The sequence below is a fragment of the Echinicola sp. 20G genome (assembly GCF_015533855.1).
Lineage (GTDB): Bacteria > Bacteroidota > Bacteroidia > Cytophagales > Cyclobacteriaceae > Echinicola.
Window position 1 is genome coordinate 3,356,545 of the sequence record NZ_AP024154.1, and the last position, 14,659, is coordinate 3,371,203.

Below are 14,659 nucleotides of genomic sequence, written 5' to 3' on the forward strand. Positions count from 1 at the left end.
TTTTTATTTGGAAGGATTTGCAGCCTCCTTTAAGTTTTTTCCGGTTTTTGTCTTTACAAATTTGTAAAGATGGCTTTCATCCACAAACCCGAATTCAGCAGCGATTTGTTTGTTGCTTAGTTGTTGTTTTTCAAGTAATCGTAAAATAAGTTTAAGTCTAAATTCTCCAATATATTCTCTGAGAGAACTCCCGACTTGCTTTTTAAACCAAATGCCTAGGTAGTTAGGAGAAAGATGAAAACACGCTGACAAATGTTGGATGGTAAGTTTAGCGGGATCCCGAATATTTTGATCTATATATTCTAAAATTTCTTCAGTGATAGGTTTAGATGTGGAGCTATAAAAATCCTCTTTAAGGTTTCTCTTAATGATCAATGCGAGTGCAATAAACAATTGATAAATCACCTGGCCACTGTTGGGCTTCAAAGATTCTACAATTATTAACTCCATTAACCTCGAAGTTTGTTTTTTGTCTGTGTCAAGTTTGATCAGGCTTCCTCTTTTCCTTGCAGGGTGTTTGATTAAGATTTCAGAAAGCGATTTCCAAGTTGCAGGAATAGTCAGTGGACTTGGGTCGTTAATGTACCTTTTAGTGAATTTGAAATAAATGAATCTAGTCTTTTCATCAATCATAAATTCATGTTTATCTGAAGGTCCCAAAAGAAATAAATCCCCTTGGCCATATGCTACTTTTTGCCCATTGAGGATATGTAAACCAATTCCATGGGCGATAAAAATGATTTCATAGTGATTGTGGTTATGAAGCGGATGATTCCAAGAACTGAGCTCAAAATCATCAATAATCAAGTCATCAAATTGCTTGTACCTTTTCATAATAGAAATTTACCTAATTAACATTGAAATATACACATATGATCAAATAGTGTATTCGTTGAATAGGTATGGTTAAAGAAATAATACACAGACGAGAAATGGCCTTTACCTTGGCAAGGTTGCCGATTGGCTTTAGTTTTTTGGGACATGGAATAGTCAGGTTGCCCAAGCTTACCGCTTTTGCTGAAGGTATGGCCCAAGCTTTTGACATGACTTGGCTTCCTTATTTCTTGGTAAGGGCTTTTGCGAGTGTCTTACCCTTTGTGGAACTCCTACTAGGTTTGACAATTTTGCTCGGTCTATGGGTAAGATTTACCAGCGCTTTTGGGGTACTGCTTATCTGTCTGTTGATTTTCGGATCAAGTTTACTGGAGAACTGGGATGCCGTAAGTATCCAACTTTTCTATGGACTATATCTTACAGGTTTATACCTGTTTCATGATTATAATTCAAATATATTTTCAATTAATAAACATTAAGAAATGGATTTACAGCTTAAAGGAAAAAGAGCATTAGTCACTGGATCTACTGCCGGTATTGGTTTTGAAATTGCACTTTTATTGGCAGAAGAAGGTGCACAAGTCATTATAAATGGTAGGAAAGAAGTGGATGTAAATAATAAAGTAGAGGAAATTCAGCTAAGAACCGGAAATAAAAATGTGTCTGGAATTGCGGCCGATTTTTCAAAGGTTGCAGAGGTAAATGCTTTGTTAGAGAAAGCTTCAGATGTAGATATCTTGATTAATAATGTAGGGATTTTTAATCAGGTGGACTTTGGAGCGATTTCAGATGAAGAATGGCAAGAAATGTTTGACATCAATGTGATGAGTGGAGTAAGGTTATCCCGGTATTATTTCCCTAAAATGCTTGAGCAAAATTGGGGTAGGATTATTTTTATCTCCAGTGAATCTGCTATCAATATTCCGACAGAAATGGTGCATTATGGGATGAGCAAGACCGCGCAATTGGCCATCTCAAGAGGGCTAGCGAGATTGAGTAAGGGGACTGGTGTTACAGTGAATTCAGTATTACCTGGCCCGACGTGGAGCAGGGCCAACAAAGCTGATATTTCAGCTGCAGCAAATGAAAAGGGAATTTCAGAAAAGGAGGTGTTGAAAGAGTTTTTTGAAAAACGACGCCCTACTTCGTTGATCCAGCGCTTTGCAGAGGCACGAGAGGTAGCGAATATGGTTGCATATGTTGCTAGTCCACTTTCTTCAGCCACTAATGGAGCTGCGCTTAGAGTAGATGGAGGTGTTGTAAATTCAATTATCTGATTTCACGATTATGGAAAATATTTGTTAAGAAATTGCTTTTACAGCTTTGGGAGACACAAGATTACTTGTGTCTTTTATTAGTGAGGGGTTGCTTGTTCCAAGAACAGAAAAGTTGTTTTTAGACCTTTTAGTTGTCAAGCCTCAAATGGTGTTCTACTATTTGAAAGCATTGAATGGGAGCATAAACAGCGCAGTGATCATCGATAAGGTGAGTGTCACTCCGAACCCTAGAATTCTAAATGGTAATACCAACAACCATATTAGGGGATATAACAAAAGTAAAAGCAAGGCAAGTGGCCAACAAAGTACAAAAAGAATGGTCCAAAGAACGAGGCTTATGAATAGTTTCATTAATTAAAATTTATTGTTAGATAGATTTGAACCTCTTTATACCAATAATATGCCAATGGTCTTTGGAGTGTTTTAAGCAACCTTTCTAAATAAAAAATTATCAAAAACGAACAACAAATGATCGATTATGAACAGTGATTTTAAAGTTTATTGAAGAGAATCTAATTTTCATTAGTAGCTTTATTAAATCCATATTGATTTTTTGTACTAACATTTTTCCAGATCAAGCTCGTCTAATTCATGAATTAGACGAGCTTGATTCTATTTATCAGATGAATATTTGGTTAAAGGTTGGTTAAAAGTATTTTGAAGTAACTTTTATTAAAATATATTGTAACTATATATTTATTTATTTAATATTTTTATTATGTATTTATTGAACTGAAAAATGTTTTATCTTTGTAATGTAAGTTTGTTGAATGTTTGGGTGTTGAGATTGGCAAATCTGTCTTACATTTTTATTTAAGCAAAAAGGTTTGATTTAGTAGTTGAAGTCCTACTTTGTTTGATAAATTGTTGGGCACTCGCCCCTTCCGACTTACTTATGGGTTTATTGTTAATTGACAAAAGCTGTGGGACTTTGTTTCATAGCTTTTGCTTTTTCGCATAAATTCAAAATTTTGATCAGGTTATAGATTTATATTTTTCAAAAATAATACTAAAGGTTTCCTACTTAGTTTAATCTTAAATAATTTGAGCAGAATATATTTCCCCTCCATAGATTGATCTTGTTTTGTTCAATAAACTAATCTTCGAAAAGCCCGCTTCAAATATGACCTCATTGAGTCGGAGATAGTTTAGAGGGTATGGAATCCAAGGATTGGGTTTATCAATGTTATATTCGATAATTAAAATACTAGAAGTGGACTTAAGCCTTTTTTTAATAGACTTTAAGAAGGTACCAGGATCCATTACATAGTGTAGGCTATTCGCCATGATAATCCCATCGAGTTGGACTGGAGGTAGGTCGTGATGAATAAAGTCCAACTGTAAAAATTGAACATCAAATTTTGTATTGACCCATTCTTCTACTTCTTGGTAAGTTTTGTCAATTGCATAGATGGTGCTATCTGGAGGCAGTATATTTCCTAGCGCCCTACTGAAAACTCCTGAACCACAGCCCAGATCCATCCATTTTTGCCCATTATGATCCTGAACATTTGCTGACTCTATTAGTGAAATGGCTTCTTTTAAGGTCATGTTCCTGAGTAGTTAATGAAAAATGAATTCTCAATTTACTATTTCTAACTGACTTATTTTCAGGGTGGTTTGTGTTAATAATGATTATTAGTAAAGAATGGTGTGGTTAATAAAACATTATTCCGGAAATCTGCGAGGTAGCCTATGTGCGTATATCTCGATATGAAAAAGCAATTTAACCCAAACTCAGGAACACTCTCACAAGATAGGAGGGAGTTTTTAGCCAAAGCAGGATCACTATCGGTAATGTCCATGTTTGGAATATCATTTTTTACAGCTTGCGGCAGCTCTGAAGATATGGACCCTTCCAGTCCTTCCAACCCCAGCAATGGTAACAACGATGGTATTTCAGTTAATGGTAATTTGGTAAGCGTGGATCTAAATGAGCAAGTTGGACTTAAAACCTCTGGTGGCTGGTTGCTGATTACTTCCGCCAAAGTACTAGTGGTCAATACAGGTAACAATGATTTTAATGCCTTGACATCTATTTGTACCCATCAAAATTGTGATACCAATTGGTCTTTTCAAAGTAACCAATTTATCTGTGGTTGCCATGGTTCAAGGTTTAATGTGTCAGGATCTGTAGAAAATGGCCCTGCTTCAACCCCATTGAAATCTTATACTACTTCGGTACAAGATGATATTCTGACCATAACCAAAGGGTAATGAGGAAGCTCTTCATCATATTCTATATCATTTACTTAGGAAATACGCAACATGCCTTTAGTCAAGCTTATCAAACGACATCTGGTAATGTGGAATTTCTTTCAAAAGCAGCACTAAATGAATTTAAAGGTAAATCTGATCAGTTGAATGGGCTGATTGATTTAGATAAAAACCTGGTGGATTTTTACATTGACCTCAATACTTTACAAACAGGGATAGGCTTAAGAGATAGGCATATGAGAGAAAATTACCTTGAAACAACTGAGTTTCCCTACGCAGAATTCACAGGTAAGGTAGTGAATATGGATGAAGCACTAAAGGAGCAATTAAAAAATGGTAAAGAAGTTATGGTGGATGGAGAATTTAAAATTCATGGAGTAAGCAAAGACATGAAAATCAAAGGGACCTTGAAACAGTCAACTGATGGAGAAGTACTGGAGTTATCAGCCCAGCTTAAAGTCTTATTAGGTGATCATGGTATTGCTATTCCTAAAGTCATGTTTTATGAGCTTTCTGAAGAACAAACGATCACTATAACAGTTCACCTTAAATCACCATGATTATGAAGAATATCGGTATTTTATTGGTTTTGTTTTTTCTCTCAAACTGTGTGATGGCGCAGTTGGAGCGAAAGCCTGCAGAAGAAAACAGGAAGGTTGATTTGATTTTCCATGCCCCTAGACATATTAATCTACTTACGGTGGAGCCTTTGGAGAAGAAGAGCCTTCATTTTGCTATCATGCATACTTTTGGGACTTTGGATGGAGGGATTCAAAATCTTTTTGGCTTGGATAATGGGGCGAACATCCAGTTTAGTTTTGAGTATGGGGTTTCTGATAGGTTCTCACTGGGTATTTCCAGATCAAGTATGGACAAGGTTTATGACTTGTATGGTAGATACCATTTATTCCAGCAGACTTATGACAATTCCATACCTTTTTCTGTCAGCTTGATGGGCGGAGCTGGGATAAACTCAACAGATTATTCCTATGTGATGGATCCTGCTGTTAACTTTTCAGACCGACTTAGTTATGCTGCTCAGGTGATGTTAGCGAGAAAGTTTAACAATAAAATCAGTGTACAAATAAGCCCAATGTTGGCTTATTTTTCTAACCCACTTTCTGTATTCAGGATAGAAGGAGAGGAGAATTTATACCTGGCATTGGGCATGAGTGCAAAGTATAAAATTACGGGAAAATCCTCCTTGACATTTCAATACATCCCGAACCTGAATAATGAATTGAAAAACAACTTGGGGATAGGGATTGATGTGGAAGCAGGAGGACATGTGTTTCAGATGTATTTTGTGACCAGTCAGGCTTTAAATGAGCAATATTTATTGGCCGGTGGCAATGGAACTCCAGGAGAACAGTTCCGAGTAGGGTTTAATGTTAATCGCATATTCGCTGTTGGAAAAAGGTGACAAAGGAGAAACTCTCTTGAAGTGAGTGATTTTTATCCATTTGTCTTCGAAAATATCCACAGGGACATAGTGGTTGTTTTCCGTAATATGGTTGACATCATTTACAAAATTCACTTCTTCCGGGTAAGCATGTTTGTAGTATTTGTAGATAAACACTTGAAATTCTTCTGGTTGCTGATCAAGACGGACTTTTTCTTTGAAGCCATCCAAAGTAAGTGCTTGAGGGACTTTATTGTAGTTTCCAGTAATTACTTTGCTGCTCTTCACCAGAAAGTCGTGTGAAACTAAAGGGAAAGAAGAATCACTTTTTTCCATTGCTTTTGTAAATTCCTCTTTCAAATGTGGGTAGTTTTTTAAATGCTTTTGATATCCAACAGATATAAAAGTGGGCAATATGAGTAGAATGACTAACGATACTGTTTTGATGGGTTTGGGACCTAATAGCAATGCACCTGCAAAAAGAATATAGTATGTTCCCAATTTCCAATCTAGCGCTCCAAAGGCTATGAAACCACCAAATGCTATCCAAAGTGAGCAGAAGCGGTTCCAAAAAAAATTGTCCATCCATCTTTTACTTTCCAAAGCAATGTTTACTGAGAAAGGGACTAAGAGAATGATAAGGTGTCTGGGATTCAGGTAAATAGGGTTGTAATAGGAAAAACTAGTACTCATGAACCAAAAGCCTAAGATCAGACAAATTGTACTAAGGGCAAAGATCAACGATAAATCTCTTTTGTTTTTAAAAGCCCTAAAAATCCCAGGAACTGATAAAATAAACCAGACCCAATACGCTCTTTCGACAAAGGTAAAAACAGGGGAATAGCTGATCCGCTGAAGCATAACTTTCCAGTCTTTGTCAAAATAAGTATATGGTGAGATATAATGACCGTCTTGAATACTTTTGAAGCGAAACAAAGGATCTTCAAATTTCAAAGAAAAATAAGTAAGATAGCCAATGGCTATGATTACCAAAGAACTAAAAAAATAAACATAAAACAGCCTTTGTGCTTTGTTTCGGAAATCTAACCACCATAGCATTAAAGGAAGTGGAGCCAGAAATATGATGGTTTCTTTTGTGCAGAAACCAACAAAGAAAGCTGTGGACATGAGCAGAGCGGACCATAAAGGTTTTTGTTGACGATAGAATGCAGCAAAAAGAATTAAGGCCGTCCAAAATACCAAAGCAGCATCAGGATAAATTTTGGTCAAAAAGTGGAGTAAATAAACATTACTTACAAAGAAAAGCACAAAGAACCCTTTGGAGGCTGGGTTGGGAAGGATTTTCCAAATCAATAGCATTGCCCCTAAATAGTAAACCAAAGATGAAAGTGAAGCCAAATGATCGTTGTAGCCAAAGAGAAAAGTGATCAAGCCAGAAAATATATAAGCTCCCCATCGACTAGTAAAATGGTCATCGGTCAGCACCTCTTCACCCATCCAAAACCTTTGGCCAAGTTCAAGGTAAGAGACATCATCGCTGAAAGTAATCCCATCATAGCCAAATATCCAATAGGCTACCAGAAAGAAAACCCCAGCAACTAATATTAAATATTGCTGGTTTTGATTGAGTTGATGAGGCATATAGACTTCAAATAGACTGGCAAAACAATGCTTTGCCAGTGCACGTAATAATTAAAAATTGACAATTCGTGTCACTAAACTGCACTTTTATTTACTAAAACCTAAATTGCATTCTGAAATTTAATGGGTCATGGCTAAAACTAAAAGTGTAGAGCAACAAAAAATACTGAGGGTCTTTAAATTAATTAATTTGCTCCGTTCTAATGTAGGTAAACCAGTAGGTCGATTAGCTGAGTCTTTAGGGACTGATAGACGTACTATCTACAGGTATTTTAATCTTTTGAAAGAGCTGGGTTTTCAGGTAAAAAAACAATATGGAAAGTTTAAGATTGAGGACCGAATAGACCATCATCAGGATTCTTTTTATGGAACTTTCACTGAAGATGAAACTTCCTACATCATTGATTTGATGAATAAAGGAGTGAAGAAAAACCTATTGAAGGATTCTATACTTCAGAAGGTTCATATAAGATCTGATTTTCAGCAAAGTGTCTCTCAACTTTTTAATGCGCACTTAGGAATGTTTGTAGATGAAATTAGTGATGCCATTAAAAATAAGTTGCAAGTAACGCTCAAAGATTATTATTCACTGAGCAGTGACTCCATTTCTGATAGGTTGATTGAGCCGGTGGCTTTTAACAATAACTTTGAATCAGTATATGCCTTGGAGGTGTCCAGTAAAGAAATGAAACTGTTCAAACTAGAAAGAATTGGCGAGGTACATGTGAGTGCCAAGAAGCAGGAGTATGAGCCATTACACGAAGTTTTGGAGCAGGGTCTTTTTGGTTTTACGGGAAAGGATCAATTTAAAGTAAAGCTTAAATTGTCAAAAAAAGCCTACCAATTACTAATGGAAGAGCATCCTGATGCCAAGCCTTTCACTTATGTCCAAGGTGGACGATATTATTTTGAATCTGAGATTCCAGAGTTACCTGGCGTCGGTAGGTTTATTTTGGGATTGCCGGGAGAGGTAGAACTGGAAGAAGGGGAGGATCTGAAGGCTTATTTGGAAGAACAAATAAAAAAGGCTGAAAATATTTTTTCAGCCTTCCAACATAATAAAGTATAACTTGTGGTAGTCTACTTTAGTTGAATTAATTTTATGTATCCATCTCCTTCGTGCCTAAAGACTCCTGCCACTTCTGCGTTTGTGGCTAGATCTGCTTCCAAATCATTACAAAGAGAAGTACAAATGATGGGGATTTCCCCAAGCAATTTGTAGCCAAGTTCCACACTTCCGTAAACAAGATTGGTAGGGTTGTATGCACTCGATTTAAGGGGTATTTCAAATGTTGTGTTTGAGCTAACTGGCTCTTTTGAAATTTCTGAAAGCAAAGTGTATTTTACATAATACATGTCCGAGGCACTGTGATAAGCCTCTTCTTTTCGAATGCTCAATTCATAATTATTACCAATCTCATAGTTAAAGCCCTCAATATCATGGATAGCTATTTCAGACCACTCATCTGGTCCTTTTTGGTGGCTAAACTGAACCCTTAACCATAACGTAGGATTGTCAACATCATTGTTTTTGACTATAGGGTAATGTTGCACACTAATTACCTCTTCTTTCATTGGAGTTTCTTCCATACAGGACACCAAAGCCACTATTGATACCAGCAGAAGACTAGCAATTGGACATTTCTTTAAAAATATTTTCATTGGTCAAAACATTGATAATTAGAATGTATTTTATTTGATACATCCATTCGCAATAAGAGTGCCATAAGTACACCTTTATTTAGAGGAACAACCGAGAATACTGTTCCCTTAAAATCACTTTTTGACCACCATTATGATTCTTGTTTAATGTAGTCTAATAAATTTTTATATTCAGCCCTCACTTAATTTAGATTTTATGAAAAGATCGATACTTTCAGTATTAACATTTTTAGGGATTTCATTGTCCCTTATGGCCCAGGAAAAACTAAACTCTGACTCTTCTGCTACCTCCAAGCATCAGGTTACCATAAAAGGAAAGTCCGTACCTTATACTGCCACGGTTGGGACGCAGCCAGTTTGGGACAATGATGGTAAAGAAGTGGCTTACCTTTTCTACACTTATTATGAGCGTACAGATATTTCTGATAAAGCCAATAGGCCTTTGGTAATTTCATTCAATGGTGGTCCGGGGTCGGCTTCGATTTGGATGCATATTGCCTATACTGGACCTGTTTTGTTAAATATTGATGATGAAGGTAACCCTGTTCAACCTTATGGGGTGAAAGATAATCCGCATTCAATCTTGGATGTAGCAGATATTGTCTATGTGGATCCAGTAAATACCGGTTATTCCAGGATAACTGACAAGGAAGCAAAACGATCCATGTTTTTTGGAGTAAATGCAGATATTGATTATTTGGCAGAATGGGTTAGGACGTTTGTTAACCGCCAAAATAGGTGGGCTTCACCAAAGTTCTTGATTGGGGAAAGTTATGGCACTACCCGTGTATCAGGTTTGGTCAATAGGTTGCAGGGCAATGAGTGGATGTATTTTAATGGGGTAGTTTTGGTTTCTCCTACAGATTTAGGGATCGATCGGGATGGGCCAATCGCTGCTGCGAACTACCTCCCTTATTATGCTGCGACGGCTTGGTATCATGGGGTGCTGGATCCAAGTCTACAAAGTAAGGACTTAGAGGAGATATTGCCCGAAGTGGAAGAGTTTACTGTTAGTGAATTGATTCCTGCTATGGTAAAAGGTGGTTTTTTGGAAGAAGAAAGAAAAGTTTCCTTAGCCAAGAAAATGTCTCTTTACTCAGGCTTGGATGAACAAGTAATTTTAGAACATAATTTAGCAGTTCCTACAAGCTACTTCTGGAAAGAGTTGTTAAGGGATAAGGGATTGACCATAGGCCGCTTGGATAGTCGATACAGGGGGGTTGATAGGCAAGATGCTGGTACACGATATGACCATGACCCAGCTTTAACGGCTTGGAACCACGCATTTGCTCCTGCATTCAATGACTATATGATCAATGGTCTGAATTTTAAGACTGATTTAAATTATTACCTTTTTGGCCCAGTTCATCCATGGGATAGGTCTGGGGATAGGACAGGAGAGAATTTACGTTCTGCTGTAGCTCAAAATCCTTATTTGCATGTCATGATCCAATCGGGATACTATGATGGAGGTACTGATTATTTTAATGCCAAGTATTCCATGTGGCAAATGGATCCAAGTGGAAAGTTAAAAGATAGATTGGAATGGAAAGGATACCGAAGTGGACACATGATGTACTTGAGGGCTGAAGACTTGGAAACAGCTAATGATGACATTAGGGACTTTATCCAAAAGGCTTTGCCAGAAAAAGGAGCTCCTGCAAAATATTAATCTTGGACAGCCGGGTTTATCCCGGCTTTTTTTATAAATGCCTCTTGGAAGGTGCTTAAGTCATGGACTGTATTTTCAAACTGTAGGATTTTACCAAGCATTTGGTAGATGTCTTCTTTGTGGGCACCAGCCTTTCTCAATGCTTGAATGGACTTAGCTCCTTTGGACTTGGACAGCTTTTGCATGTTGTTATCCCTAACCAGCTCGTGGTGGTAAAAGACAGTTTTAGTAAACCTGTTGTTTTGGATTTTTTTTGCCAAATGCAACTGCATCAATGTGGAGTCATAGAGGTCTTGTCCTCTTACTATCAGGTCCACACCATAGTAGATGTCATCCACCAATGAAGCTAACTGATAAGCGGGCATATGGTCTTTTTTTCTTACTATAAAATTTTGCTGTTTTTCTGGAAGTCTTGTCGTTATTTTAGCTTCAAAGAGACTTCTTATTTTGATGTTTTTTTGATCGGTAAGAAAGCGCCAGTTTACTTGATCTTGAAATAGATTTAATCCTTTAGTTATGCAAGTGCCGGGGTAACTTCCTTCATCTGTTTTTTCAAAAATATCCTTTCTGCTACAATCACAGGCAAATAATTGATGGGTTCCTATAAGATGTTGTAAGACTTCTTCATAAAAATTCAATCGATGGGTTTGGGAGTAAAAGTTTTTATAGGCCTGGTAGTCTTTTGGGCCTTGGTCCCAAGGTATTTCCAAGTAGTTTAGTGTGTCGAAAATATCCTCCACGTAGGCTTCCCTTACTCTGTTTTGATCGAGGTCATCGATTCTTAGCATGATCTTGGCTTCAAAGTGTTTGGCTAATGAAGCGGTAATGGCAAACGACAATGCATTCCCCAAATGTAAATAACCGCTTGGTGTTGGTGCCAATCTGGTTAATTTAAACTTTAAAGCATTATCGGGCATTTGATATCAGGCTGTTATGAAATTCTAAAATACAAAAGTTGGTGGATGTCAAGCAACGGTAAATGATAAAATTGCCATTTAATGCCCTAGCCAATTTATTTCGGTAACTTTAAGTAACACTTTTAAAATTTGATAATCCAATAATGGAAAACGACCTAAAACTTGCCGTATTGATAGATGCGGACAATATCCCTTCTAATTATGTGCAGGAAATGATGGAGGAAATCGCTAAATATGGAAACCCAACAGTGAAGCGAATTTATGGTGACTGGACCCAACCTCAGTTGGCAAAATGGAAAGCAGTGCTTTTGGAAAATGCCATCACGCCCATGCAGCAATACAGCTATACCTCCGGAAAAAATGCAACAGATTCGGCAATGATCATCGATGCAATGGACATCCTGTATTCTCAAAAAGTAAATGGCTTTTGTTTGGTCTCAAGCGACAGTGACTTTACTAAGCTGGCGACAAGGCTGCGTGAAGCAAGCATGAAGGTTATAGGTATTGGAGAGAAGAAAACACCCACACCTTTTATCGCAACATGTGATAAGTTTATCTATTTGGAGATTTTGAAGCAGGAAAGCAAAGAGGATAAAGTGGATGTAGGCAAGGACACCAAAGACAGTTCTGATGTCGATAAAATCACTAGTAAAGTGATCCGCTTAATCGCCAATACCATTTCAGATTGCGAAGATGATGATGGTTGGGCATTTTTGGGAGATGTGGGGAACTTGTTGCAAAAGAAGCAGCCAAACTTTGATTCCAGAAACTATGGCTTTCAGAAACTGACTCCAATGATTGGTTCGATAAATAAATTTGAAATCGAGCAGCGAGAAAGTCAGAGAGGAAGACATAAGTTGATTTATGTAAGGAATAGGAAATAATTTTTTTCAAGTGAAGCGAATGTAGGGGATTGAAATAAAAAAATATTTAAATGCGATTCACGGATAAAAATTTTGGATTTATTTGTTGGTTTTCTGTGGGTTAACCTATTTAAAAAAATGACAAACATTACTTTTTTGGTATTAGTACTGTACTATCAAAAAATGTTCTCCTAACTTGCATTAAAAAACAGCCTTCGTCTGAATTTGAGCCCTCATGGTTTATTTTGGTCTGGCATCTTTTTTGGTTTGAACCTATTAATCAATTATTAAAAGACATGTTGAAACGAATATCAGTTTTATTATTAGCAGCTTTGGTTTTGTACAGCTGTGCAACTGTTCCTTTGAGTGGCAGGAAGCAATTAAGTTTGGTGGATAACTCAGAAGTGCTTCCCATGGCCTTTCAACAGTACAATGAAGTAAAGTCAGAAAGTAAAGTGGTTACCAATACCGCTGATGGTGAGAGTGTGGTGAGAGTTGGTAAAAGAGTAGCTACTGCAGTCGAATCTTACCTGAATGATAATGGCTATGGAGATATATTAGAAGGATTTCAATGGGAATTTAACCTGATTCAAGATGATCAGGTAAATGCTTGGTGTATGCCAGGAGGAAAAGTAGCTTTTTATACTGGAATTCTTCCAGTTTGCCAAAATGATGAAGGCATTGCAGTGGTAATGGGGCATGAGGTGGCTCACGCCATTGCCAGTCATGCCAGAGAGAGAATGTCCCAAGGATTGGTAGCGAATGGCCTTTTAGGAGGAGTACAGGCGGCACTTGGTCAAAACCCTACTTTGACAGAAACGATTTTTATGCAAGCTGTTGGTATGGGAAGTCAAGTAGGGATGCTGAAATTCTCTAGAGACCAGGAGCTGGAAGCTGACCAATTGGGTCTGATTTTCATGGCTATAGCAGGATATGATCCTCGCGTAGCACCTGAGTTTTGGGAAAGAATGGAAGCCAGTTCAGGAGGAGAAGCTCCACCTGAGTTCTTGTCCACTCACCCCGGTCCAGATAGAAGGATAGATGAGCTTAAGTCACAAATGCCGGAAGCTTTGAAATACTATAAGCAATAATTTCTTAGGATAACACCAAAAAAATAGAGGCTGCAGTCACTGAGGATTGCAGCTTTTTTTATGCTTTTCACTGAAAATGGGGATTCATAGATGGCGTTTAATTCGTTTATTGTAGATGGAAATTAATTGGTTTTAAGGGGTAATCCCTTTTTTGTTTTGTTTCGATGAAAAAAATATCAATTCTTACCATTTTAATGGTAGCAATGAGTTTAACTCTGGGGAAGGCCCAAAATTTAAAGCTTGATAAAAAGCTTCAAGAAAAACTAGGGCCTCTGATCAGCCAATTTCATGGTACTGCTGGGATATATGTGGAGCACCTCTCCTCAGGAAAATATGCTGCGGTTAACGCTGATACCATTTTTCCTACAGCCAGTATAGTGAAGATTCCCATTTTGGTAGGTGTGTTTCAGAAGATCGCAGATGGGGAGCTCGATTACCATCAGCCCATGGTTTACCATGATTCCATCAAATATGGTGGCTCGGGGCTCATGCAGTTTTTTAAAGACAGTACCGCGACAGATTTAAGTACGCTTTTAGCCTTGATGATTAGCTACAGTGATAATACTACCTCGCTTTGGAACCAAGCTTTGGCTGGAAGTGGGGAAACCATCAATCCCATTTTGTCATCATACGGTTTTGAGTTTACCAGGGTGAATTCCAGAACCAAGGGTAGAGAAGAGAACTGGAAGCAATATGGATGGGGGCAAACGACACCAAAAGAAATGGCTAATCTTCTCAAGATGATCAGGAAGGGTGAAATAGTCAATCGGGCAGCTTCTGAAAGAATGTATCGCCTTATGACCAATATTTATTATGATGATTATGCACTTTCCCAGATTCCTCCCTACATACAAACAGCCTCTAAGCAGGGAATGGTGAATGCTTCTCGTTCTGAATTGGTGATGGTGAATGCTCCGCATGGAGACTATGTTTTTTATATCGCTACCAAGAATAATGAGGATAAGAGTTGGAAGCCGGACAATGAGTCCTGGGTTTTAGCGCGGAAAGTTTCTGCCCTGCTTTGGGAGTATTTTGAGCCAAAGTATGAATGGAAACCAGCTCAAGGTATTGGAGACTTTCAAGAAGGGCTGAGTTATTGAGAAATGAGTTTGTTGGTCTTTC

16 protein-coding genes are annotated in these 14,659 nt (G+C 37.7%); 11 read left to right on the plus strand and 5 right to left on the minus strand.

Translation table 11 applies throughout. The annotated features are described in order from the left end of the window. Positions 1 to 3 precede the first annotated feature (3 nt). Positions 4 to 834, minus strand: coding sequence for an AraC family transcriptional regulator (locus JL001_RS13750; RefSeq protein WP_200976887.1), 831 nt, complete (start codon positions 832 to 834; stop codon positions 4 to 6). 68 nt (positions 835 to 902) lie between these two features. Here JL001_RS13750 and JL001_RS13755 point away from each other — a divergent pair, with 68 nt between their 5' ends. The 3 genes from JL001_RS13755 to JL001_RS23165 all read left to right on the plus strand — a co-directional run bounded on the left by JL001_RS13755 (position 903) and on the right by JL001_RS23165 (position 2,469). Continuing rightward, positions 903 to 1,313: a DoxX family membrane protein gene (locus tag JL001_RS13755; RefSeq protein ID WP_200976888.1), complete on the plus strand. Its 411-nt coding sequence runs from the start codon at positions 903 to 905 to the stop codon at positions 1,311 to 1,313. A gap of 3 nt (positions 1,314 to 1,316) precedes the next feature. After that, positions 1,317 to 2,111, plus strand: coding sequence for an SDR family NAD(P)-dependent oxidoreductase (locus JL001_RS13760; protein ID WP_200976890.1), 795 nt, complete (start codon positions 1,317 to 1,319; stop codon positions 2,109 to 2,111). 67 nt (positions 2,112 to 2,178) lie between these two features. Continuing rightward, the gene (locus tag JL001_RS23165; protein WP_236252815.1) at positions 2,179 to 2,469 is read left to right on the plus strand and encodes a hypothetical protein; all 291 of its coding nucleotides are present in this window, start codon (positions 2,179 to 2,181) and stop codon (positions 2,467 to 2,469) included. A gap of 677 nt (positions 2,470 to 3,146) precedes the next feature. Here the strand turns inward: JL001_RS23165 and JL001_RS13765 are convergent. Then, entirely contained in the window at positions 3,147 to 3,662 is a 516-nt protein-coding gene (locus JL001_RS13765; RefSeq protein ID WP_200976893.1) for a class I SAM-dependent methyltransferase, read from the minus strand. A gap of 162 nt (positions 3,663 to 3,824) precedes the next feature. Here JL001_RS13765 and JL001_RS13770 point away from each other — a divergent pair, with 162 nt between their 5' ends. From JL001_RS13770 to JL001_RS13780, 3 genes are read left to right on the plus strand one after another with little or no spacing between them, the layout of a single operon-like run. Beyond that, positions 3,825 to 4,328 (plus strand): ubiquinol-cytochrome c reductase iron-sulfur subunit, encoded by a 504-nt coding sequence (locus JL001_RS13770; RefSeq protein WP_200976899.1) that lies wholly within the window; start codon positions 3,825 to 3,827, stop codon positions 4,326 to 4,328. Beyond that, a complete protein-coding gene (locus JL001_RS13775; protein ID WP_200976901.1) occupies positions 4,328 to 4,888 on the plus strand; it encodes a YceI family protein in 561 nt (186 codons plus the stop codon). Before JL001_RS13770 ends, JL001_RS13775 begins: the two co-directional genes overlap by 1 nt. 2 nt (positions 4,889 to 4,890) lie before the next feature. After that, positions 4,891 to 5,751: a DUF5777 family beta-barrel protein gene (locus JL001_RS13780; RefSeq protein WP_200976903.1), complete on the plus strand. Its 861-nt coding sequence runs from the start codon at positions 4,891 to 4,893 to the stop codon at positions 5,749 to 5,751. Here the strand turns inward: JL001_RS13780 and JL001_RS13785 are convergent. After that, the gene (locus JL001_RS13785) at positions 5,665 to 7,332 is read right to left on the minus strand and encodes a glycosyltransferase family 39 protein (protein ID WP_200976905.1); all 1,668 of its coding nucleotides are present in this window, start codon (positions 7,330 to 7,332) and stop codon (positions 5,665 to 5,667) included. The genes JL001_RS13780 and JL001_RS13785 overlap by 87 nt on opposite strands. 130 nt (positions 7,333 to 7,462) lie before the next feature. On the opposite strand from JL001_RS13785, the gene JL001_RS13790 reads away from it, so the two are divergent. After that, positions 7,463 to 8,401 (plus strand): YafY family protein, encoded by a 939-nt coding sequence (locus JL001_RS13790; RefSeq protein ID WP_200976915.1) that lies wholly within the window; start codon positions 7,463 to 7,465, stop codon positions 8,399 to 8,401. Between the two features lie 11 nt (positions 8,402 to 8,412). Here JL001_RS13790 and JL001_RS13795 read toward each other — a convergent pair whose 3' ends face one another. Next, positions 8,413 to 8,994 carry a DUF4377 domain-containing protein gene (locus JL001_RS13795; protein WP_200976916.1) on the minus strand — a complete coding sequence of 194 codons (582 nt, stop codon included), beginning with the start codon at positions 8,992 to 8,994 and terminating at the stop codon, positions 8,413 to 8,415. A gap of 196 nt (positions 8,995 to 9,190) precedes the next feature. Between JL001_RS13795 and JL001_RS13800 the strand changes: the two genes are divergently transcribed. Beyond that, entirely contained in the window at positions 9,191 to 10,666 is a 1,476-nt protein-coding gene (locus tag JL001_RS13800; RefSeq protein ID WP_200976918.1) for a S10 family peptidase, read from the plus strand. Here the strand turns inward: JL001_RS13800 and JL001_RS13805 are convergent. Next, the gene (locus JL001_RS13805) at positions 10,663 to 11,583 is read right to left on the minus strand and encodes a glutamate--tRNA ligase family protein (RefSeq protein ID WP_200976920.1); all 921 of its coding nucleotides are present in this window, start codon (positions 11,581 to 11,583) and stop codon (positions 10,663 to 10,665) included. The two genes, JL001_RS13800 and JL001_RS13805, sit on opposite strands and share 4 nt — an antisense overlap. 143 nt (positions 11,584 to 11,726) lie before the next feature. On the opposite strand from JL001_RS13805, the gene JL001_RS13810 reads away from it, so the two are divergent. The 3 genes from JL001_RS13810 (at position 11,727) to JL001_RS13820 (ending at position 14,637) form a co-directional block, all read left to right on the plus strand. Then, on the plus strand, positions 11,727 to 12,467 hold the full coding sequence (locus tag JL001_RS13810) for an NYN domain-containing protein (RefSeq protein ID WP_200976922.1): 741 nt from the start codon (positions 11,727 to 11,729) through the stop codon (positions 12,465 to 12,467). A gap of 275 nt (positions 12,468 to 12,742) precedes the next feature. After that, positions 12,743 to 13,537, plus strand: a complete 795-nt coding sequence (locus JL001_RS13815; protein WP_200976924.1) for a M48 family metallopeptidase — start codon at positions 12,743 to 12,745, stop codon at positions 13,535 to 13,537. Between the two features lie 203 nt (positions 13,538 to 13,740). Continuing rightward, the gene (locus JL001_RS13820) at positions 13,741 to 14,637 is read left to right on the plus strand and encodes a serine hydrolase (protein WP_236252816.1); all 897 of its coding nucleotides are present in this window, start codon (positions 13,741 to 13,743) and stop codon (positions 14,635 to 14,637) included. Positions 14,638 to 14,659 lie beyond the last annotated feature (22 nt).

Bases quoted from the DNA above. Each gene is read 5' to 3' on its own strand.
- JL001_RS13750 (WP_200976887.1), bottom strand. From the start codon at position 834: ATGAAAAGGTACAAGCAATTTGATGACTTGATTATTGATGATTTTGAG.
- JL001_RS13780 (WP_200976903.1), top strand. From the start codon at position 4,891: ATGAAGAATATCGGTATTTTATTGGTTTTGTTTTTTCTCTCAAACTGT.
- JL001_RS13765 (WP_200976893.1), bottom strand. From the start codon at position 3,662: ATGACCTTAAAAGAAGCCATTTCACTAATAGAGTCAGCAAATGTTCAG.
- JL001_RS13815 (WP_200976924.1), top strand. From the start codon at position 12,743: ATGTTGAAACGAATATCAGTTTTATTATTAGCAGCTTTGGTTTTGTAC.
- JL001_RS13760 (WP_200976890.1), top strand. From the start codon at position 1,317: ATGGATTTACAGCTTAAAGGAAAAAGAGCATTAGTCACTGGATCTACT.
- JL001_RS13820 (WP_236252816.1), top strand. From the start codon at position 13,741: ATGAGTTTAACTCTGGGGAAGGCCCAAAATTTAAAGCTTGATAAAAAG.
- JL001_RS13755 (WP_200976888.1), top strand. From the start codon at position 903: ATGGTTAAAGAAATAATACACAGACGAGAAATGGCCTTTACCTTGGCA.
- JL001_RS13805 (WP_200976920.1), bottom strand. From the start codon at position 11,583: ATGCCCGATAATGCTTTAAAGTTTAAATTAACCAGATTGGCACCAACA.
- JL001_RS13810 (WP_200976922.1), top strand. From the start codon at position 11,727: ATGGAAAACGACCTAAAACTTGCCGTATTGATAGATGCGGACAATATC.
- JL001_RS13775 (WP_200976901.1), top strand. From the start codon at position 4,328: ATGAGGAAGCTCTTCATCATATTCTATATCATTTACTTAGGAAATACG.
- JL001_RS13785 (WP_200976905.1), bottom strand. From the start codon at position 7,332: ATGCCTCATCAACTCAATCAAAACCAGCAATATTTAATATTAGTTGCT.
- JL001_RS13770 (WP_200976899.1), top strand. From the start codon at position 3,825: ATGAAAAAGCAATTTAACCCAAACTCAGGAACACTCTCACAAGATAGG.
- JL001_RS13795 (WP_200976916.1), bottom strand. From the start codon at position 8,994: ATGAAAATATTTTTAAAGAAATGTCCAATTGCTAGTCTTCTGCTGGTA.
- JL001_RS13800 (WP_200976918.1), top strand. From the start codon at position 9,191: ATGAAAAGATCGATACTTTCAGTATTAACATTTTTAGGGATTTCATTG.
- JL001_RS13790 (WP_200976915.1), top strand. From the start codon at position 7,463: ATGGCTAAAACTAAAAGTGTAGAGCAACAAAAAATACTGAGGGTCTTT.